We start from the raw sequence: 21,611 nt of genomic DNA on the forward strand, positions 1-21,611 counted from the left end.
AATAGCCCATGGAAAACATTCGCATGCTCTCGACGCTCGGCCTGATGGGCGCGATGCGCAGCCTGTCCTCCGCCTTCGAGGCCGCTCACGGCCTCCATGTCGATGCCGACTTCGCGCCGACCCTGGCATTGCTGAAACGGCTACGCGACGGCGAGGCCGCCGATCTCGTGATCCTTACCCGTGAGGGGCTCAACGAGATGATCGGCGAGGGCCGCGTGGCCGCAGGTAGCGCGGCCGATCTGGCGCGCTCCTTCGTCGGCATTGCCGTGCGGGCAGGGCAGGCGCATCCCGATATCGGCGGCGAAGCCGCGCTCCGCAAGTCGCTGCTCGCGGCGCGATCCGTCGCCTATTCGCGGCTGGGCGCGAGCGGCGTCTATTTCGCCCAGTTGATCCAGCGATGGGGCATCGCGGCCGAGATCAACGCCAAGGCCACCATCGTCGAGCAGGGCTTTACGGCGGAGCGGCTCGTCAGCGGCGAGGCTGACCTCGCCGTGCAGCAGATCAGTGAGCTGAAGCAGGTCGAGGGCATCGAGGTCGTCGGCCCGATCCCGCACGATTTGCAGACACCGGCCGTGTTTTCCGCCGGCCGCATGGCCAACGCCAGACATGCCGAAGCGGCCGATCGGCTGCTGCGCTATCTGGCATCGCCGGAGGTCGTCCCGGTGCTGCGCCAATCGGGACTCGAGCCTTGAATTTGCCGGAGCAGAGACGCAACGTGGTGTCCATGCGGACTTGTTTCCTTGCCATCCTCCTCACGCTTGCAGCGCCGTTATCGGCGCATGCCCAATCGGCCGATCTCGTCCTGTGCGACCGGGTGGCCGCCGATCCCAGCGATCCCGACAAGCCGGCCGATGTGAAGGGCGTGACGGAGCTTGCTGCCTCCGACATTGCGACCGCCGTCAAATTCTGCAAGCAGGCCGCAGCGTCGTCGCGGCGGGCGATGTTCGCGCTCGGCCGCGCCTATGCCGCCAACCGGCAGACGGCGGAGGCGATCGCCGCCTGGCGCAAGGCGGCCGACAAGGGATCGAGCGCGGCGATGGTCGAGCTCGGCGTTGCCTACGGCACCGGCTCCGGTGTTGCAAAAGACGAAGCACAAGCACGAAAGCTGTTCGAGCGGGCGGCGCAGGCCGGCAATCCTCGCGGTGTCAGCAATCTTGCCGCGCTCGGCGGCGCCGGCGGTGCTGCGCCGGCCGATCCCGCGCAGGCGCGCGCTCTGCTCGGCAGGGCGGCCGAGACCAACGCCGAGGCGCAGTACCAGCTCGGCCTGATGCTCTCCAACGGCAACGGCGGCGAGAAGGACGACGTCGCGGCGCGCGCGATGTTCGAGAAGGCGGCGGCGCAAAACCATCCCGGCGCGGGAGCGGATGGGCGCCTTCGCGCAGGAAGGCCGCGGCGGCGCCAAGGACAAGGACGCCGCCAAGGCCTATTACGAGCGCGCCGCCGCGCTCGGCGACGAGGACGCCAAGAAGGCGCTGGAGCGGCTGCGCTGTCCCTATGCGATCAAGGACAAGCAGGGCAAGCTCGTCACCACGCTATGCTTCTAGCTCACTTGTAGTAGTAGGCGACGTTGTTGCGGGCGTCGCGATAAGTCGTCTCGAGAAAGTCCGGATATTGAGCGGCCGCGCGCGCGACGGCGCGCACGACGCACTCCCAGAAATCGCCATTCCAGTTGAAGTGCTCGAAGGTGGCATCTTCGAACTTCACGGCGGTGATGATGGCCTGCCGGATTGCTTCGTCATCGGCGCGTGGATGGGCGCGCTTCACATAACCGAACATCGGTCCCTCATGGGCGTGGTCGCGGTCGTAGCGGTATTTCTCGGCCATCTGCTGCGGGGTGAGGGTGCGATAGACGCGGACCTCTTCGTCGGTCGGGCGTCCGTCGAGTGTGTTGAACCGGTAGCGCCGGCACCAGAGCTCGAAGGCCGCATCGAGCAGCGGCTGCTTTGCAGCGCTGGCGATGATCGCTGCGATCTGCGCTTCGGCTGAAGGCTCTGTCTGGTTCATGCCGCTTTGTCGTGCGCTCGCTCCGGCGGGTTCGAAGCAGCCTCAAGGAGGAACCAGCTCCGGCACGGGCCGTTGAATCACAACATGAGGAGGGCCGCCCGGGATCGCACGAAACAAAAAAGTCGAAAAACAACCCCATGCACAGTAGGCAAGTCGTTGAAATCACTGATTTCGCATTTTGCGAAAAATCAATTGACCCGTCGGGCAAAACAGGGGCATGATGACATCATGCGGCGAGTGGGCTCCGCTGCCCTGCGGCTGAAAAGCCGGATGGCCTCGGTGCGTCGACCGTGGGGCGTGGACTCATTGGACATTCATATCCTGTCCGCGTTCCTCCTGTGATATTAATGACGCAATCGGCCGAATACGGCGCGCGCTTTGTCGGATGACCGATATTAGTCGGACTCCGCGATGTTCCCCCGCTAAACCTGATTCCACAGAGCCCCGCTTAACGGGTCCATGCGCGACCGGCGCCGCAACGGCGCAATGGTATTTCAACGGTCGCTATTTGGGCTGCGGGGAGGTTTGGGTTGTCTTATTTTGTAGCGTCTGAAGGCGCGCTGGAAACCGGCGCGGCCGTTGTTGGGCGCAAGCGATCGATTAGCCGCTTTGCGGCGACCATGCGCGCGGCGCTGTTCGCCGGCGTCTTGCTCGGCGCGCTCGTGACCGGAGCGCGGGCCCAGACGGTGATCAACGTCACGGTCGCCAACGACACCGGCACCACCTCGGGGGGCTCGACTGGCGGCGCCGGCACGCTTAGCGCCGCGCTCGCGCAGATCAATGCTTCCACGCCCCCCGGCGGCTTCATCATCAACCTGCAGACCAATGTCACGCTGTCAGGGCCGCTGTCGCCGATCTTCAACTCGGTGACCATCAACGGCAACGGGTTCACCATCAGCGGCAACAATTCGCAGCGCATCTTCATGGTCGGCGTCGACACCGCGACGCAGACCAGCGCGGGGGTGGCGGGCTCGATCATCGCGGACCGCCCTCAGGTGGCGATCAGCAACGTCATCCTGTCCGCGGGCCTCGCCCAGGGCGGCGGCAACGGCGCCGGCGGCGGCATGGGGGCGGGCGGCGCGCTGTTCGTCAACCAGTCGGCCGACGTGACGCTGAGCAATGTCAGCTTCGCCAACAACAACGCGAAGGGCGGCAACGCAACAACCAACACGTTTCGCGGCGGCGGCGGCCTCGGTGGCAGCGGCGGCGGCAGCGGCGGCGGCGGCATCTTCGGCGGCGGCGGCCCCGGCGGCGGCGGCATTTTCGGCGGTTCCGTTGCCGCTGCCGGCGGCGGCGGCTATAGCGGCGCCGGCGGAAACGGCACGAACGGCACCGCGGGCCTCCTGTCGATCGCCGGCCTCAACGGCGCCGGCGGCGCCGGATTTGGTGGTGGCACCACCGGTGGTGCGAATGGCGGCGGCGGCGGCGGTATCGGAAATGCGGGCGGGGGTGGCGGCTTCGGCGGCGCAAGCAGTTCCGGCTCGACCGGCGGGGCGGGTGGTTTCGGCGGCGGCGGCGGCACCGGCTTGAACGGCGGCGGCGGCGGTGGTTTCGGCGGCGGCGGCGGTGGTTTCAGCGGCCCTGGCGGCGCCGGTGGCTTCGGTGGCGGCGGCGGCGGTGGCGGCGGTGCGGGCGGCTTTGGCGGCGGCGGTGGCGGCGGCGGCGGCGCGGGTGGGTTTGGCGGTGGGGGCGGCGGCGGCGGGGCCGGCGGTGCGGGTGGCTTTGGCGGCGGCGACGGCACCAGTGGCGGGAACGGCGGCGGCGGCGGCATGGGCGGGGCGGTGTTCGTGGTCAAGGGCGGCTCGCTCACCATCAACGGCAACGGCTCGACCTCGGGCGGCAGCGTAGCCGGCGGCACCGGCTCCAACGGCGGCGGTGCGGGCTCGGCCTTAGGCACGGGCTTCTTTGTGCAGGGCTCGACGCTGACCTTCGGTGGCAGCGGCAGCTACACGGTGTCGGACGCCATCGCCGATCAGAACGGTTCCGGCGGCTCCGCGGCCTCGGACGGCCTCGGCGGCACCGGTGGATCGAGCGCCATTACCAAGAGCGGCATCGGCACGCTCAGCTTTTCTGGCGCCAACACTTATACTGGAGCTACGACGATCAATGCCGGCACGCTAAGGGGCGCTGCGGCGAACACATTCAGCGCTACGAGTGCGACGACAATCAACACCGGTGGCACGCTCGATCTCGGTTTGCTGGGACAAACGATCAATATCGTTTCGCTATCGGGCGGCACGTTGGCCAACGGCGCGTTGACCGGCGCAGTGACCTCAAGCGGCGGCACGCTGAACAGCCTCGGCGGCGGCATGACGCTGACGGCGAATAGTGGCGCGACCAATGTGACGGGCACCAACACCTTCACAGGCGCGACCACGGTCAACGGCGGCCTGCTCTCGGTCAACGGCACGAGCACGGCCAGCGCGGTGACGGTGAATGCCGGCGGCACGCTCGGCGGCAACGGCACGGTCGGCAACACGACCATCAATGGCGGCACGCTGGCGCCCGGCAATTCGATCGGTACGTTGACCGTGCAGGGCAATCTCGTGTTGACGGCCGCATCGAGCTACATGGTCGAGGTGTCGCCTTCGGCGGCCGACCGCACCAACGTCACCGGCGTGGCGACGTTCGGCGGCGCCACCGTCAAAGCATCTTTCGCAGCCGGGGCCTATGTCGCAAAGCAATACACCATCCTCAACGCCACCGGCGGTATCGGCACCAGCACGTTCGGCTCGATCGTCAACACCAACTTGCCGGGTGGATTCGCGTCGAGCCTGAGCTATGACGCCAACAATGCGTATCTCAATCTCGTTCTCAGTTTCGTGCCGCCGCCCGGGACGGGTCTCAACAACAACCAACGGAACATCGCCGACCCGATCGTCAATTTCTTCAACTCCAACGGCGGTATTCCGCTGGCGTTCGGCGGGCTGACGCCGGCGGGACTGATCCAGATCTCGGGCGAGACCGCGACCGGCTCGCAGCAGACGACCTTCAACGCGATGAACCAGTTCATGGGATTGCTACCGATCCCTTCATCGACGGTCGCGGCGATGGCGTTTCAGCGGGATCATCGGCGGGCGCATCGGCCTACGCCTCACCGGACATGCCACGCTCCGGTGCGGCGCGGGACGCCCATGCGATGTTCACCAAGGCGGTCGTCATGGCCGATCCGTTCGCGCAGCGCTGGAGCGTGTGGGCGGCGGGCTATGGCGGCTCGCAGACCACCGACGGCAACACGACACTCGGCTCCAACAACACGACTAGCCGCATCGCAGGCACCGCGGTCGGCGCCGATTACCGTATCTCGCCGAATACGCTGGCAGGCTTTGCGCTGGCCGGCGGTGGTACGAACTTCAGCGTCGTCAATAGCGGCTCTGGCCGATCCGATATGTTCCAGGCCGGCGCCTTCATCCGGCACAATGCCGGTGCGGCGTATCTCTCCGGCGCACTGGCCTATGGCTGGCAGGACATCACCACCAACCGCACCGTGACGGTGGCCGGCATCGACCAGTTGCGCGCGCAGTTCAACGCCAATGCGTGGTCCGGTCGCGTCGAAGGCGGCTATCGTTTTGTCAGCCCATGGACGGGCGGGGTGGGCATCACGCCTTATGCCGCAGGACAGTTCACCACCTTCGACCTGCCTGCCTATGCCGAGCAGGCGGTAACCGGCGTCAATACCTTTGCGCTCGCCTACGCCTCGAAGAGTGTCACTGATACGCGCAGCGAGCTCGGCCTTCGCAGCGACAAATCATATGCGATGGCGGACGGAATCTTCACGCTGCGAGGGCGCCTGGCATGGGCGCATGATTTCAACCCCGGCCGCAATATCGGTGCGACGTTCCAGACATTGCCGGGCGCATCCTTTGTCGTTGGCGGCGCCGCGCAAGCCAGCGACTCCGCGCTCGTCACCGTCTCCGTCGAGAAGAAATGGCTGAACGGCTGGTCCGCCGCCGCCACCTTCGAAGGCGAGTTCTCTCAACTCACCACCAGCTACGCCGGCAAGGGCGTGGTGCGGTATTCCTGGTAAGTTGACGATTTCCGGTTTTGGCCCTTCGCATCATTTCGCTGTGCTGCGGAATTTGGTAGCTATCGGGGGCATAGCGGACTCTGGCAAGCCGACCGATCGGCTGATTTATGGGATCACGGCCTAGGTAGCCCGCGATTCTTTTCTGATTTTGTGGGCTTATTGAATTGCTGGACGGACTCTACAAGGTTGAATACGGCGTCAACGATGCGTTCGGCCGCAGCATCATGTGCCTGCATGACGGTAAGATGCTGGGCGGCAATTCGGCCTTCGCGCACCTTGGAACCTATGTCGAGCGCGACGGCGAGATCGTCGCCGAGGTGATCACCGAACGGCACAACGAGGATCCCAATCACAAGCCGCTGATGGGAGCCGATATCGCCTCGATCGGTGCGCGCGGGCGGCTCACCGGCAACCAGATCCGTCTCGAGGGTGGCGCGGACACCATGCCGGGCGCAAAATTCTGGGCCAATCTCACCCGGCTCGACGACGAGGGGTTGCCTCCGAGTGGTGCGGTCGGTCCGGGCGGCATCGCCAACGGACTCTATGGGATGAGCCTGCGCGCGCTTGACGGTGTCGATGCCGGATTATCGGGCGTGATGCTCCTGATCGACGGCCGCATCCTCGGCGGCGATGCGTTCTTCTACTATCTCGGCTCCTATTCCTCGGCGGACGGCCGCTGGAAGGGCGAGATGCTGAACCAGGAGCACACGCCGGCGAAGGGCGAAAACCCCGTGTTTGGCGGCTATGAGGTCGGGATCGGCTTCTCCGGAACCTGCACTGCGGATAGCGGTGAGCTCGAAGGCATCGCGCTCGCCGGCAAGCGCAGCCTGCGCCTTGCAGCCTCGCTCAAGCTGATGCGGCGGGCCTAGAACGTGCACTCATAGTAGCCGCGTCGGCTCGCGCCAAAAGTGACATCGAAGTGGGCTGGACGAACGTCGTCCGTGGGGCAGAGGCGGGAAGGCAGTTCTTCTACCACTCCCGCTTCATTTCATCGCAACATCGCGGTCGATGTCTTGCAGATGCACGAAAGTCGCCCAGGCTTTTCGATATTCGCTGTCTGTGGGATTGATCCCAAGCAAGGCGCGACACGCCTCTTTGATTTCTTCCGACGAGGGACGCATCGCGACGTTTCCGGACGACTTGGCTTGGTTCCAGCGTTCCTCGACGCCGTTCGCCAAGGCGAGTGCTTCGGAGGGGCTCCGTTTCCGGGTTGACCTCGCCAACGGGTGATCCGGAGGGAATTTGGGCCATGCGACGGGAGGCTGATCGGCTCGCCACTCACTCTCCTTGGCGGTCCCACGCTCTCCCGGCCAGTTTGCCTGGGCCCCATTGGCCGATTGAGGCGGGACAGTCCGTGCGGCCAACTCGCGGATCTGCTGTTCCATGGTCCCGCCGGACGCCGTTGCACCTGCCGCAGGTGCACGCGTCGTCAGACCTGACACAGTTGAGGTGCCGGCCTGCGGAGCAACCTTCTGAACGGTTTGCGCAACGGACAGCATGCCAGGCGAAAGAGCAGGCTTCTGCTGCGCGACCTTGTCATTTTCAGTGGGGCAAGGCCGAAATCCCGAGCGCAGCTGCGTGATCCGGCCGTCGTCGTCGATGCGGACAAAGTCAACGGCCGCAGTGTAGACGAAAGCGGCATCGATGGATTGGCCGGATTTGTCTCTGGCGTTGACGGCGCCGCAGACATATCGCGCCGCGTCGGCCTCGACTGAACGCAATGCGCTGAATTTGGCCGAGTCCGGATCGATCAGCACGTGCCGAACTGCTGCGCGAGCTTTCATGTGCTCGTTAGAGAAGATGCTGAGCACGACATCCGGATTGAACATGTCGGGCTGGTAGTACCACTTGTACTCCACAGCAAGGAATGCTGCGCCAAAGGCCGTCGCGATCAGGAAAGCAGATGCATTCATGGATTTGGTCGGGTAGTGGAACCCGGTATGGTTGTTTTTATCTTCTTGAACCATTTACGATAGAATCTACTAACAATCCGTAAATTGGTTGCTCCCGCGATTTTCAACAACCGGTGGAAGAGCCACAGCTGGTTTTGCTCAAGGGGGCAGTTGCCGGTGCGGGAAACACACTGAGCAAGGTCAACCAAGGGGGCACAGGCTGACGCCTGACGGGTGGCAGCGGCAGGTCCGCTGTGGGCCATAACCGGACATCAACCAGCGAAGGACCGTGGGTCTCACAGCACTGGCGTGCACTGCATGTCTGCTCCGACGATGAGCGGCCCGTTGTAGGCAGTTCGCAAATCAGCGATGGCCGCATCGAGTTCAAACAGACCGAAATGACTGACGATGAGCTGCTTGACCGCAGCCTCTTGGGCAACGCGTCCGACGACTGCAGGTGTTGCGTGCAAGGGAACATTCGCACCGGGCGCGATTGCAAGATGCATGATCAGGAGGTTCGCGCCCTTTGCGAATTCGACGAAGCCAGGATCGGTGCCGTTTTGGTCGGAGCTAAACACGATCGACACATTTCCGGTCTGCACGCGATAGGCCAAGGTTGGCATATTTCCATGCGGGATTTTCCGTGCCGTGACTGTCGTTCCCTCGCGCTGCAAAACCACGGATGGATCGCTTTTGACAGCGTCAATCACTCCGACATCAAGTCGAACGCCACCCGCCACAACGCGCCCCATATCGGGCCGCACGCCGCTGCCCCCGTATGAGCCGCCTAACGCCGATCCGAGCACTGGAAATGCGCCAGTCTTCTCGTCAAAAAGCCTGTTGAGGAAAATCGCAAAGTCAGGGGCCGCATCGTTGCCTGTAGGACCGAAAACCTTGAGAGGTTCCTTGCGGACCTCGTGGCTCAGCCAAAGGAACGCTGGCAAGTCGGAAACGTGATCTGGATGAAGATGGCTTATTCCGACCATCCACAAGTCTTCGAGTTTGGCTTGCGATTCACCAAAGCGGTGTTGAGCACCACCGCCCATGTCGATGAGTATTCTTGCGCGCCCCTCGATCCAGACCAGATAACTCGTCGATGCCCGAGTGGGATTCATTCTGGGGCCACCAGAACCGAGGATTTGCACGTCGAGCGGCGTTGTACCGCAACTCTGTCCGAAAGCGCTCAAACTGCTCAGTGACGCACAGAAAATTCCCAGCAAGAAAATAACCGGAAGCCGAACCATGAAGACACCCATGTTGTTCAAACAGAGTCTATCAAATCGGTCTTGCAAATTTCACGACAGGGCATTTTGCCAGCAGCTAAGCTAGTCAACGGGGGTAACTGCGGCAAGTCATGATCGCTAGGGATCGACGTCTGCTCCGGGTCACAAGTCGACACCTGAGCAAAGACTACAAAGCGTCCGCTGTGGGCCATTAGCGGAAGTTGCGCTTATTCGATCACCTCGTTGCCAAGGCGAGTACCTTGGCCGAGATGGTCATTCGGGCAGCCCTGCTTGCCGCAATCCTTCCTCATATCGCGCGACGTCCTCAGCACGTCGATAAGGGCCAAGCACATCTTTGAGATTGGAAAGGCGCAGCGTGGGGCTCAGTTCTCGCAGCCGAGCCACGGCCTTGTGTGCTTGCTCCGGCCGACCGGCCATTGCGTTGCTTGCGGCGGTGATACGTAATCCAGGTCGATAGTCTGGACTGCACTGCAATGCCATTGCCGCCCATGATGCCGCTTCGTCATAGCGGTCCAAAAAGAAATGTGCATACGCGGTCCCGGCTCGCATGCCCATCAGCCACGGATCAAGTGGGCTCAGGCGAATGGCTCGTGCGAAGCGCTCGATCGCCGATTCCGGCTCGCCGAGCCAGAGTTTTACCCAGCCGCCGAAATTCCATGCCTCAGCCAAATTGGAATTAAGCGCGATCGCGCGATCAACTAAGCCGGCACCTACCCCGAGATCCCCAACAACAAACGCTAACGCATTCCCGCCAGCGGAGAGCGCGTTCGCGTCATCCTTGCCCAACTCAACTGCCCGTTGGGTGAGCTTCTTCACTTCGGCAATCGCGTTCGCCGTGTCCGGAATCCAGCCATTGATCCTGGCAATGAGGTAGCAAAAGGCTGCGCGACCGTAGGCGGTGGCAAATTCCGGGTCGAGCTCTATCGCGCGGTTGAACAGACGCAATGCCTCGTCGTTCGCTTGCCGGTTACCAAACTGATGAAGCCGGGCCAGACCGCGCAAATAGTGGGCATAGGCGTCGAGACTAGCGGTCGGCTTGCGTTTGGCGCGCTCGATCTCAGCTTTCTCCACCGCAGGCGCGATCGCCCCGACAACGCTTTCAGTCACCTGGTCCTGCAAATCGAAGATGTCGCCGAGCTCGCCATCAAACCGATCGGCCCAAATATGTGCTCCAGTAGCGGTATCGACGAGTTGTCCCGTAATGCGCACTCGGTTTGCCGCCTTGCGAACGCTCCCTTCCAACACGTAGCGCACCCCAAGCTCGCGCCCCACCTGCTTCACGTCGACAGCGCGCGCCTTGTAGGTGAAGCTGGAGTTTCGGGCGATGACAAATGGCGCCTTGAAACGGGACAGCGCCGTGATGATGTCCTCGGCCATTCCATCGGCAAAGTATTCCTGTTCGACATCGCCAGACATATTCTGAAACGGAAGCACCGCAATGGAAGGCCTGTCGGGCAGCGGAGGCGGACTCCCGGCCTCGGCAGCAAAAACTGGCGCAGCCTCTCGCGTTTCCGTCGGCGCATCGACCTCAAAGGCCCTGATTGGCTCCTGAATGTTCTTTACATGTTGAACGCCAAGATCCGTACCTGGGTCTGTGACCGAGGCTCGCGCGGGCAATTCTTCCTCGGTGATCTCGCCAACAAACCGGAAGCCTCTGCGAGAAACCGTCCGGATCAGGCGTTGCTCCTTGCCGGTATCCCCGATTGCCTTGCGCACGGCATTGACGTGGCTGGTCAGCGTGGATTCGGACACGATCCGTCCTTCCCACACCGCCTTCAGAAGATCGTCCCTTGTCACGACCTGTTCCCGGTTTCGGACCAGGAAGAGCAGCAGGTCGAACACCTTCGGTCCGATGGGGATGAGCTCGGAGCCTCGCTTGAGCTCGCGCCGGTTGGCATCGAGACAATAATCTTCGAATAGAAACGACACTTGTGATCCTTCCTGGACAAGAAGCCAAGGAAAACTCGATCGCAATTCAGGCCGGCTGCAAGGTCTTTTCCGTTCGAAACAGTACACATTTTCTCACCCTTCGGGAACGAGGGTTCGAGAAATGGTTGGCCCGCCTGCACTCGACGCGCACTGACGTTCGCAAACAACGCAACAAACCTGGCCGAGCCGAGGCAGGCTTACCACCTGCATCGCCTCCCGAGTGCGAGGATACGTTCATGAACAAGCATATCTTGCGCGCTTCCCTGGAGGACGCGTCAGTTGCGCCTGAGGCGTGCCAAGTCACTCCGGCTCATGCCGAGCGCCCTCCCGCCGGTGCAGAAATGGCGCGGGTGCTCGGGACCACGCCATTTCAAATGGCTTTGGATTCCTCCGGCGCCGGAATCGCCCACTGGAAGCATGACCCGCTGCACGACGTCGTCGCGCCCATGAGCCATCACGTCATCATGGCTTACAACGGCACGGTGCAGCGCATGGAGCGGCGGATGGGAAGCGCTGTTGCGATCGGTACGTTTCGTCCCGGAGTCGTGATCATCATCCCCGAAGGATCGAGCTCCCGGTGGGATATTCCGAAACCTGTCGATGTCATCCAACTCTATCTTCCGCACGCCACGCTCGAGCGGGTTGCAGGCGAGGTCGACAGCGCCACCTCGACCGATCTTCTGGAGCGAACGGCGCATCCCGACCCCATTACATCCCGATTGCTCCTGACCGCGACCGACGCCGTGGTGGGCAATGTCGTCGTGGATACACTGTTCAGGCATCAGCTGATGGACCTCTTGGCCACGCGCCTGCTGGCGGCGCATGTCGGCGCGCCGTCCACGTTCCAGCCGACGCGGGGCGGCCTCTCACCGGTCGTATTGCGCCGCGCCATCGAGCGCCTGCACTCGGACATCGACGCTGACGTATCGCTCGCGGCGCTCGCTTCTGATGCCGGTCTTTCGCGATTCCACTTCTGCCGCGCCTTCAAGGAAAGCACCGGGCTTTCCCCACATGCCTGGCGGCGCCAGCAACGGCTCGAGGAGGCCAAAAACATGCTGCGCGGCACCGACGCGTCGGTCCTCTCGATTGCGGTCGCGCTCGGCTATTCTTCCCAGACCGCGTTCGCCGCCGCCTTCAGGAAGCTGACCGGGGACACCCCGAGCAATTGGCGACGGCGTGCACGTTGACAGCATCGCCTATGCTGGGAACAGCATCATTGCGAGAAAGGCTCCCGGATGCAGGCGGGCAAAAGAAGGTCCCATGACCGCTATGGGTCACAAGCCGACGCCGGACGGGCGGTAGCGGCAAGTCCGCTATATGGGACATTGGCGGACGTCACGCCTTGCCGCTCGGACAGCGCGCTTCGGCTGGAAGCGGACAGCGCGACGGCAGGCAGCGGGCGCGAAGCGTCGCGTCGGGATGAATTACAGGAAGCTGGCGTCTGGCGGGGTGGAATCCGGGCTCGGCCGGGCTTCCCCTGGCGGCCCGTATGGCCTATGACGCTGCAACGCAACATTCCCCCCAAAAAGACCCCATGATCCGCCTCGACAACGTCAGCAAGCAAGCCGGCCACCAGATACTGTTCATCGAAGCTTCCGCCGCCCTCAACAAGGGCGAGAAGATCGGCCTCGTCGGCCCGAACGGCGCGGGAAAGACCACGCTGTTCCGGATGATCGCCGGTGAGGAACTGCCCGATGAAGGGCAGGTTTCGACCGATCGTGGCATTACCATCGGCTATTTCAACCAGGACGTCGGCGAGATGAGCGGCCGCAGCGCCGTGGCCGAGGTGATGGATGGCGCAGGTCCCGTGAGCGAGGTCGCAGCCGAGTTGCGCGAGCTCGAGGCCGCGATGGCCGACCCCGACAAGGCCGACCAGATGGACGAGATCATCGCGCGCTATGGCGAGGTGCAGCACGCGTTCGAGGAACTCGACGGCTATGCGCTCGACGGCCGCGCGCGCGAGGCGCTGTCCGGCCTCGGCTTCAGCCAGGAGATGATGGACGGCGACGTCGGCAAGCTTTCCGGCGGCTGGAAGATGCGCGTGGCGCTGGCGCGTATTCTTTTGATGCGCCCCGACGTCATGCTGCTCGACGAGCCGAGCAACCATCTCGATCTCGAAAGCCTGATCTGGCTGGAAAAATTCCTGCACGATTTCGAAGGCACGCTGCTGATGACCTCGCATGATCGCGAGTTCATCAATCGCGTGATCTCCAAGGTGATCGAGATCGATTCCGGATCGCTCACGACCTATACCGGCGACTACGAGTTCTACGAGCAGCAGCGGGCGCAGAACGAGAAGCAGCAGCAGGCGCAGTTCGAGCGCCAGCAGGCCATGCTCGCCAAGGAGATCAAGTTCATCGAGCGTTTCAAGGCGCGCGCGTCTCATGCGGCCCAGGTGCAGAGCCGGGTGAAGAAGCTCGACAAGATCGAGCGGGTCGAGCCGCCGCGCCGCCGCCAGACCGTGGCGTTCGATTTTCCGCCGGCGCCGCGCTCGGGCGAGGACGTCGTAGCGCTCAAGAACGTCCACAAGGGTTACGGCAGCAAGCGCATCTATGACGGCCTCGATTTCATGATCCGCCGCAGGGAGCGCTGGTGCGTGATGGGCGTCAACGGCGCCGGCAAGTCGACGCTGCTCAAGCTGATCGCCGGTGCGAGCGAGCCGGACGAGGGCACGGTGGCAGTCGGCGGCAGCGTCAAGATGGGCTATTTCGCTCAGCACGCGATGGATCTGCTGGACGGTGAGCGCACCGTGTTTCAGTCGCTCGAAGATCAGTTTCCGACCGCAGGGCAGGGGTCGTTGCGCGCGCTCGCCGGCTGCTTCGGCTTCTCCGGCGACGACGTCGAGAAGCGCTGCCGCGTGCTGTCGGGCGGCGAGAAAGCGCGCCTCGTGATGGCCAAGATGCTGTTCGATCCGCCGAACTTTTTGGTGCTGGACGAACCGACCAACCATCTCGACCTCGCCACCAAGGAGATGCTGATCACGGCGCTGGCGGATTTCGAGGGCACCATGCTGTTCGTCTCGCATGACCGCCACTTCCTGGCGACGCTGTCGAACCGCGTGCTGGAGTTGACGCCGGAGGGCATCCACCAGTTCGGCGGCGGCTACACGGAATATGTCGCGCGCACCGGGCAGGAAGCGCCGGGGTTGCGATCGTAGTGATGAGCGGTAGCCCGGATGAAGCGCAATCCGGGTTTCGTGCCACAAGGGCGCTCGTTGCGATGAGGACGGACCGGCCCCGGATTACGCTTCGCTCCATCCGGGCTGCAACCAAATCGAGAGACTCGCAATGAACTAGCGGGATGGGCGGCGGTACAGCACCCATCCGTTGTGGCCCTCAATCGCTATCGCAAAATCTCGCGCAGCACCTCGCCATCGACCTGGTGCGGTCTGACGCCCAGGATCTGCATGATGGTCGGCGCGACGTCGAGATTGTGCATGCGTCGGATCGTGGTGTTGTTGCGGATCTGCGGGCCGGCGGCGATGAAGGTCGCGCTCATCACCGGCAGCTTGGGATCGTGGCCGTGGGCACCGTAGAAGTTTGGCATCGACAGCGTGGTCGTCGCCGCATTGAACGGAGCATCGCCGAGCCGGGCGACGCCGGGGCTCTGGATGCCGTCGAAATTGTACCCCGGGGCCATCAGCGCGAATACGTCGCCAAAGTCCTGACCGATGGTCTTGCTGGTGCACTGTCCGAGCCCGGCCTCGCATTGTAGCGGGCGGGTCTCGACCACCGTGAACAGCCGCCCGTCCTCGAGCGAAGCGTTGAATTTGGGGTTGGGATCGACGGCATTCCTCACGGCCTCGGTGATCTGCGTCACCAGCGACTTGTAGGTGGCAGGATCGACGGTGCCACCCTGTTCGCGCTGTTGCAGGTTGACGTAGATGTTGGCCGCCGGACCGGAGGTGCGGATCGCCACCTTGGTGGTGTCGATGCCGGCGTTCTTCAGGATATTGGCCATGCTGACCGAGGTGTGGAACGGCGCAAAGCCGTGGTCCGACACGACGATGACGTTGCTGTCCGGCCCTGCGGCATCGGCGATCCGCTTCACCGCCTTGTCCGCGGTCTGATAGGCGAAGCGAATGTAGGACTTGTAGCGGGCGACCTTGGCTGCGTCCTGGTTGGCCCCGATCGAGTTCGGGTCCTTCGGGTTGGTGCCCTGGCGCGGGTCGGTGAGCAGGAACTGATGCTCGGAGCCGTCGGGCTGCTCGATATAGACCATCACGAGATCGGCGTCGGGATTGTTCAGGATGGCGCGCTCGCCGATATCCGCCTGATAGCGCACGAAGGTCTTGACCATGTCCTCGAACATCGCCTCGATCTCGATGTCCGGGAAATTGGTGAAGCCCGGGCTCAGCCGCTCCGGAATGCGGAAGTCGGCCTGCGGACGCCAGAAGCCGATAGTGTTGTTGATGTCGTCGACGTCGGTCAGGACCGGTGCGTTGCGCGGAATGAAGTTGGCGCCGTAACGGGCGAAGCGCACCACCGAGAGATCGGGCGCGAGCTGCGAGACGAAGTAGGCCGCACCGACCTTGGCGCCGCTGCCGTCGAAGAAGAACGGCGCGTTCTCGCCACCGAACTTCGCATAGGCCGGTCCGGTCGCCGGGGGCTTGAACGGTCCAGCCGTAATGCCGCGCGTGGCGTCGAAGAACACAAGCGTGTCGTAGTTCACCCTGCTGTCATTGGTGGTGTCGAGCGCCGCTACCCGGATCGCATATTTGATGTCCTGGGTAGCCGCGTTGGTGCAGGTTGCGGTCGGAGCGGATGCGCATGAGAACGTCTCGATCGGCGCGGAGGTTGCCAGCACCGGGCTGAACGAGAAGCGGCCAGCCGCCTGGAGGGCCGTGGCCACGGCCGGATCGGCGGCGAAGTCCGCCGATGTGAGCGAAAAGCCCTGGGCGCCGATACCGCCGAATGCGCCGAACGGCACGGTGTAGTCGGTGATGCGGATCGGCTGGGCCGGTTGCACCACCGTGCCGTTGATCGAGATGTCGGCGCCGTCGCCGCCCGGCCACGTCGCAGTGACGACTTTCCTGCCCTGCTGGCGCAGTTGCACCCACAGCGGCAATGCCGTCGGACGCGGCGAGGGCCCGAGCGGGCTCTCGCGATAGCCGCCGATCGGCGCGGCGAAACCGCTGAGGCTCGACGTAACCGGCCCGACGATCGCCTGATAGGTGTTCGAGGGAATGTCGTTGTGGACGGCGGTCGAGCCGGTGGCGATCTCGATATGCGAGACGGCGGTAAGTGACGGCGACGCCGTGATGTTTTGCTGCGCCACCGCGCCATGGCGGCTCAGCCGCGCCAGAGCGCCGTCGCGCGGCAGTACGCCTTCGTCGATGAATTGCTGGATGAAATCGGGCTTTGCACCGTCGAGCGAGATGACGACTACCGGCGGCGAGCGGTGTCCGTGATGATGGTCGCGATCGTGGTCGCGATCCCTGGAATTGTCGAAGCCGCGGTCGCGGCCGTTGTCGTCCTGATCGGCGTGCGCCGGAATTGCGGTGCCGGCCAGCGATGCGGCGAGCGATATCGACGAGATCAGGGAGAAGAGCGCTTTCATGTCCACGTGGTGCCCCATGTTTCTTGCTGCGCAACCTGCGCGGGTTTGACCTGGAATGACGCGGGGATTATCGAGCGTGGCCCACGACGCGCGTGTGACGCCTCGGCGACGTGTGTGCGTCGTTGAGATAACGCGGCGTGGCTGTGGTCACGTCACACCGAAATCAAGGTCCCGGCCGCACAGACATGCGCATATGAGCCTTGAGCACTGCGAACTCGCTCGTTACGCTGAAGAAAAAGCGGGAGGAGACGCGTGAAGCAACTGCGGATCGGCGACATCACCATCGATGCGGTGATCGAGCGGGAAGGGCCGTGGCGGCGGCCGCAGGATTTCTTCCCGGCCTATGACGAGGGCGTGTTCGCCCGTCATCTGCCGACGATGGAGCCGGAGGTATTCGATGCCGCGCGCGGCATGATGGTCATCACCTACCAGACGTTTGTCGTGCGCACGCCGCGCTACACCATCCTCGTCGACACCTGCACCGGCGAGGACAAGGGTCATCCGCCGCCGTTCGACTTTCCCGGCAAGGAGCGCTGGCGCAACGAATTGTTCGCGCTCGGCATCTCTTTCGAGCAGATCGACTACGTCTTCTGCACGCATCTGCACATCGACCACACCGGCTGGAATACGACCTTGCGCGACGGCCGCTGGGTGCCGACGTTTCCGAATGCAAAGTACGTCTTTCACAAGGGCGAGTACGCTGCCTGGGAGGCGGAGAATGCCAAAGGCAACAACCCGCCCGGCACCGTCTTCCGCGACAACTGCCTGCCGATCGTCGAGGCCGGGCAGGCGCTGCTGGTGGACGACGACTACGCGCTCGATGACACCGTCACGCTGACGCCGACGCCGGGGCATTCACCGTGTCATTGCTGCGTGAACATCGTTTCGAGGGGAAGCCGCGCGGTGGTCGCGGGCGATCTCATGCATCATCAGATCCAGTGCCGCGAGCCGGACTGGTCGGCGAAGCCGGATTGGGATGCCAGGCAGTCGGCGGTCTCGCGGCGAAAGTTCTTTGCCTCCGTTGCGGACACCGACACGCTGATCCTGCCGATCCATTTTCCGGCGCCGACGGTCGGGCTGATCAAGCCGCTGGATGGGGCGTTCGACTATCGGTTCAAGCGGGACTAGGCCGTGTACGCCCAAATCAGTCCTTTCCCGCCGTATTGATCACGGCCCGGCCGCCGTCGATACATGAAATGGGCGGCCATTATCGAACGATTTCAAGCGTGACATTGACCACGCCGATCTTGATCATTCCAAGGGCCTGGGCCGCACCCGATGTAACGTCGATGATGCGTCCATGAACAAATGGACCACGGTCGTTGACTCTCACGATCACGGACTTTTTGTTCAAGACATTAGTCACGCGCAGGCGCGTTCCGAAAGGCAAGGACGGATGCGCCGCATGCAGCGCATGCTTGTTGAACCTCTCGCCACTCGCGGTCATCTGGTCTTCCGAGTAGAAACTCGCAAGCCCGAACAGTGGGGTTTCCCTTCTGGGATGCTTTTTATGAAGTGCATGCTGATGGTTGCTCTTCCGATGCGTTGCTCGCCGAATGTCGCCGTGAGCTTTCGGGCCTTGCCCTGCTGCGCGCTGACGCCGTCGCGGTGATTTCGTGGCAAGCGAGGGGAGGTCGTTGGCGTTTGGCGAACCGTTTGCGTCGCGGGTATGGTCATGCACTTCCAGCGGCGTTGCGCCAGGGACAATCGCCGACTTCGTTATTCGACCGAACTTCGCATGCGCAGAGTCAATTCCACCATCGAATGCGATGCATGATGCAGCAATCGCGGTAGCAGCGAGCAGTGCAGGTTGACCGCTCCATCGTTTCATGATGGCCCCCCCAGCGCTTCAGCTGGTTGGAGTAGTTCGGTTCCAGGAATTGCCGGCTTTGACATATGTCAACGTTGCCATGGAAGGCAGCGGAGTTGCCATTTCGGTCAGCGCCCAGCCGACGCGCAACGAGAATTTGCCCAACTGCCCGCACATCGCCGCAAAGAACAGCCGCTGGCCTTGGGGAAGCCAGCGGCTCGGGCATCCCGCAAACCAATGGTGCAGGGCGCGTAGAGGTGGGCCGTGCGGCCCACCGAGATCAGATGCCAAGCGCGCTGGAGATTTCGCCGAGGGTTGCTTTCTCGGCGTCGCTGACCTGAACGCCCCCACCGAACCACCCTCCGCCTTCCGATGCAGCCTCAGCCGTCTTTTGACTAATCTGACGCAGCCAGCCCTTGAAAGCCGCGGCATCATCCGGAGCTTTCGCAGCAAGCAGCGCCGTGACTTCATGCAACGATGCGATTGTCTTGGTCTTGATCTCGGCCGGCGTGCTCTTGCCGAGCTCTGCCTTCAACCCGTCATGAGCCGCGGCCCGGCCGTCGCTCGTCTGGAAGTCGGCGACCACAGCCTTTACCAAGGGGTTGGCATTGGGATCGGTGGCCGCCTGGGCGAGCGCGGTGCCGCCAGCAAATGATTCCTTCAGAAGGCCAAACAATCCGCTCGGTTCGGCAGCCGTAATGGCCATTCCAGCATTCATCGGGCTTCTCAGGAGGAGCGCCCATTCATCCTTGGTGAAATTGGTCTTGTCGGCCATGGAGTCTTCTCCTTTCATCTTGCAGGACGGGAGGCTGGGAAACACGTCCCGTCCTGAAGTGTGGCGAGTTTATTGCGTGTGACGTCTCTGGCTTTCAGGCTTTCGCCAACTGGTCGAGCTTGGCACGAAGATTGTCGATCACGGGCTTTGCGATCGTGCCGGCCGGTGTCGCCGAGACCTTGTCACACATCTGATTGATGGCCGGCGCCGCCGCGACGATCAGCTTGGCAAGCGCGCGTCGTGCTTCCGGAGAAAGCTTGGCGGCTCGCGCCGTAACGCCATCCAGCTGTGAGATGGCGTCGTTGATCTTCGGCAGGGCCGCCTGCGCGCTAGCTTCATCGGTGATGGTCGGCAGTTGAGCCTGCAGCGTACCAAGGGACGAATTGACCTGGTTCGCCAGATTCACGCCGTCAACGGTCAGATCCGCGGGCGCCATGCCCACAGTTCCGGTTGAGGGCCGCGCAACGTTTGTACTCTGAGCGACCGTCTGCTCGGTCGGACGCTGAAGCGCATATATGGCAAGTCCGGCAACGATAACGAGCGCGGCGAGCCAATATGGCCATTGCGTCCGGCCGGCGGCCATGGCGGCCTGGCTCGCGCCAGTAGCGCCGGAAACGCCGGCGATCCGGCTCCCTGTGGCGGCGGCAGTGGCCATTCCACTGCGTGCCTTGTCGATCAGGCCCGCGGCGCCGAGTTGATCACTGAGGCCCGATGGAATCGCCGCCATGATCTGATCTTTCTGCGAGCGCAGAAGCGATGCCAGTCCGTTTGCATCCATCCCGGCGTCATGCTGCTGCTTGCCGAGCATACCCAGGACTAGCGGCCCGACCACGGCGAGTAACGACTTGCCGCCGCCATCGCCCATTCCCGCGAAGCCGCCGATCGCCTGGGCCATGGTATCCATGGTTCGGCCTCCAAGCAGTCCGGACAACATGCTCGAACCCGTCTGAGCCAGGTCCGGGGCGCCGGCGTTGCGCAACATATCCATGGGATTGGTGCCTTGCTGTTGTGACAGCAGTTTTGACAGTTGATTGGCACCGGCCGGGGTTCCGACCAGGTCCGACAGGCTGGCCAGTATGGTCGGGATGGCCGCTATTGCGGCCTTCTGCGTCGCGCTTCGGTCCATCCCAAGAAAGGAGGAAATCTGCGCAATGACTTCAGGGGTCAGGAGCTGTTGTGCAGCTGAAATGAGATTGACGGCCATGGCGGTCTCTCCACTACGTTGCAGGTCTGTTGGTTGCCCCCTAATTCGCGAATTTGATGTGACAGGCGTCGATGGTTCCGAACGTCGCCTATCGCCCAAGTTGAGATTGCATCGATAGTTCGACTCCTTGATCCAGATCAAAGGTCTTCGGTACAGGGCAAATGCGAAGAGTTCGGCGCGAGATATCCAGTGCGCTGCGGCCCATCAGGCGGACCTGGTTGAGAGGCATCGATGTTTCGCTGACGGGCCAGGATTGGCTATCGGCTCCGAGCACCGCAATGCCCGCTAGCGGGCATGATGACGCGCAGCGGGATTGTACCAGAAGACAATTGTTCGTCGCGCGGACATCCACGTTACTGGCAGTGCGCGGGTGGGCTGCGGTCCGCGCCTCGATGACGGTCCCGGAACCTCACACTCAACCCAAGTCCGGGGCCGTCGTTTGGATAATCCAAATTGATCAGAAGGATCGTCGACCGCGTATCGAACTTCGCCAGTTTCTTGCTCGCAAGCCCTGGATGCGGGCGCGCGGCGCTAGCTTGCCCGCGCTGCGGATGTGAAGCCTCCCGCGAGAACGTTCAGCGGGGACGAGCTAGGGGATGCTCTCACCTGAATTGCGAGCAATGCGGAAAGACCAGTGATATTGCAGGATGGCGGCTGCAGGGTCTTTCCGAGCAAGGCTCTGGGCCACTTATCGGATGAGTTATGTCCGCCGGCCCGGGGCGAGCGCTGAGGTGCCGATATGGGCGCGACGGAATCGTTCCCCGCTTTCGTCGAGCGACGACGCAGGAGCTATGAAGCGTCGCAAGGCATCTCCTGTCTCCACATGAGCGGCGGTCGAACCGGAATGCTTGGATGATCCATTTGGAGGAGGCGGCGATGTGGATGCTCCGTTGGCTAATCCTGGGCAGTGCGGCGATCCTGGCGATCGCCTCGGCTACAGCCCAAACTTACGATCCCAGCCACCCCGTCTGCCTTCAGAGATGGGAGTGGGGTGGCAGCACCTATTTCGAATGCGCTTATACGTCATGGGATCAGTGCCGAGCGACGACGATCGGACTTGCCGCGATGTGCGTGGAGAACCCCTATTGGCAGCGACCGCAGCCGAGGGGGGCAGGCAGCCGCTTGCGTTCATCAACCCCATACTGATGCGCCCGGCGACAGTCTGCC

14 protein-coding genes and 2 pseudogenes are annotated in these 21,611 nt (G+C 63.2%); 8 read left to right on the forward strand and 8 right to left on the reverse strand.

Annotated features, from left to right (window positions below):
* Nucleotides 1-8: 8 nt before the first annotated feature.
* Entirely contained in the window at nucleotides 9-692 is a 684-nt protein-coding gene (locus AB7245_RS20825; RefSeq protein ID WP_439034817.1) for a substrate-binding domain-containing protein, read from the forward strand.
* Nucleotides 693-724: 32 nt separating this feature from the next.
* Nucleotides 725-1,544 (forward strand): annotated as a pseudogene (locus AB7245_RS20830) (tetratricopeptide repeat protein).
* Between the two features lies 1 nt (nucleotide 1,545).
* Here the strand turns inward: AB7245_RS20830 and AB7245_RS20835 are convergent.
* On the reverse strand, nucleotides 1,546-2,004 hold the full coding sequence (locus AB7245_RS20835; protein ID WP_439034818.1) for a hypothetical protein: 459 nt from the start codon (nucleotides 2,002-2,004) through the stop codon (nucleotides 1,546-1,548).
* A gap of 2,276 nt (nucleotides 2,005-4,280) precedes the next feature.
* On the opposite strand from AB7245_RS20835, the pseudogene AB7245_RS20840 reads away from it, so the two are divergent.
* Together AB7245_RS20840 and AB7245_RS20845 are read left to right on the forward strand one after the other, a co-directional pair.
* Nucleotides 4,281-6,031: pseudogene (locus AB7245_RS20840) on the forward strand (autotransporter domain-containing protein); the annotation flags it as partial.
* Between the two features lie 164 nt (nucleotides 6,032-6,195).
* A complete protein-coding gene (locus tag AB7245_RS20845) occupies nucleotides 6,196-6,900 on the forward strand; it encodes a hypothetical protein (RefSeq protein WP_085399222.1) in 705 nt (234 codons plus the stop codon).
* A gap of 114 nt (nucleotides 6,901-7,014) precedes the next feature.
* Here AB7245_RS20845 and AB7245_RS20850 read toward each other — a convergent pair whose 3' ends face one another.
* The 3 genes from AB7245_RS20850 to AB7245_RS20860 all read right to left on the reverse strand — a co-directional run bounded on the left by AB7245_RS20850 (nucleotide 7,015) and on the right by AB7245_RS20860 (nucleotide 11,096).
* Entirely contained in the window at nucleotides 7,015-7,998 is a 984-nt protein-coding gene (locus AB7245_RS20850; RefSeq protein WP_439034819.1) for a hypothetical protein, read from the reverse strand.
* A gap of 221 nt (nucleotides 7,999-8,219) precedes the next feature.
* Complete coding sequence (locus AB7245_RS20855) at nucleotides 8,220-9,179, reverse strand: MBL fold metallo-hydrolase (RefSeq protein ID WP_085399220.1); 960 nt, start codon at nucleotides 9,177-9,179, stop codon at nucleotides 8,220-8,222.
* 240 nt (nucleotides 9,180-9,419) lie between these two features.
* Nucleotides 9,420-11,096 (reverse strand): winged helix-turn-helix domain-containing protein, encoded by a 1,677-nt coding sequence (locus tag AB7245_RS20860; RefSeq protein WP_247311187.1) that lies wholly within the window; start codon nucleotides 11,094-11,096, stop codon nucleotides 9,420-9,422.
* A gap of 236 nt (nucleotides 11,097-11,332) precedes the next feature.
* On the opposite strand from AB7245_RS20860, the gene AB7245_RS20865 reads away from it, so the two are divergent.
* Together AB7245_RS20865 and AB7245_RS20870 are read left to right on the forward strand one after the other, a co-directional pair.
* Nucleotides 11,333-12,283 carry a helix-turn-helix domain-containing protein gene (locus AB7245_RS20865; protein ID WP_439034820.1) on the forward strand — a complete coding sequence of 317 codons (951 nt, stop codon included), beginning with the start codon at nucleotides 11,333-11,335 and terminating at the stop codon, nucleotides 12,281-12,283.
* A gap of 347 nt (nucleotides 12,284-12,630) precedes the next feature.
* A complete protein-coding gene (locus AB7245_RS20870) occupies nucleotides 12,631-14,253 on the forward strand; it encodes an ABC-F family ATP-binding cassette domain-containing protein (RefSeq protein WP_259257798.1) in 1,623 nt (540 codons plus the stop codon).
* 185 nt (nucleotides 14,254-14,438) lie between these two features.
* Here the strand turns inward: AB7245_RS20870 and AB7245_RS20875 are convergent, their stop codons facing one another.
* Nucleotides 14,439-16,655 (reverse strand): alkaline phosphatase family protein, encoded by a 2,217-nt coding sequence (locus AB7245_RS20875; protein WP_439035750.1) that lies wholly within the window; start codon nucleotides 16,653-16,655, stop codon nucleotides 14,439-14,441.
* A 252-nt stretch (nucleotides 16,656-16,907) separates the two neighbouring features.
* Between AB7245_RS20875 and AB7245_RS20880 the strand changes: the two genes are divergently transcribed.
* Entirely contained in the window at nucleotides 16,908-17,783 is an 876-nt protein-coding gene (locus AB7245_RS20880) for an MBL fold metallo-hydrolase (protein ID WP_439034821.1), read from the forward strand.
* Nucleotides 17,784-17,862: 79 nt separating this feature from the next.
* On the opposite strand, the gene AB7245_RS20885 is transcribed toward AB7245_RS20880, so the two are convergent.
* The 3 genes from AB7245_RS20885 to AB7245_RS20895 form a co-directional block, all read right to left on the reverse strand.
* Nucleotides 17,863-18,486, reverse strand: a complete 624-nt coding sequence (locus AB7245_RS20885) for a septal ring lytic transglycosylase RlpA family protein (protein WP_439034822.1) — start codon at nucleotides 18,484-18,486, stop codon at nucleotides 17,863-17,865.
* 259 nt (nucleotides 18,487-18,745) lie between these two features.
* Nucleotides 18,746-19,240, reverse strand: a complete 495-nt coding sequence (locus tag AB7245_RS20890; protein ID WP_247311173.1) for a hypothetical protein — start codon at nucleotides 19,238-19,240, stop codon at nucleotides 18,746-18,748.
* 94 nt (nucleotides 19,241-19,334) lie between these two features.
* Complete coding sequence (locus tag AB7245_RS20895; RefSeq protein WP_166096304.1) at nucleotides 19,335-20,444, reverse strand: DUF937 domain-containing protein; 1,110 nt, start codon at nucleotides 20,442-20,444, stop codon at nucleotides 19,335-19,337.
* Between the two features lie 882 nt (nucleotides 20,445-21,326).
* On the opposite strand from AB7245_RS20895, the gene AB7245_RS20900 reads away from it, so the two are divergent.
* A complete protein-coding gene (locus AB7245_RS20900) occupies nucleotides 21,327-21,590 on the forward strand; it encodes a DUF3551 domain-containing protein (RefSeq protein WP_439035751.1) in 264 nt (87 codons plus the stop codon).
* Nucleotides 21,591-21,611: the final 21 nt, after the last annotated feature.

The sequence above is a fragment of the Bradyrhizobium sp. 604_D8_N2_3 genome, assembly GCF_051810765.1.
GTDB classification, from domain to species: domain Bacteria; phylum Pseudomonadota; class Alphaproteobacteria; order Rhizobiales; family Xanthobacteraceae; genus Bradyrhizobium; species Bradyrhizobium barranii.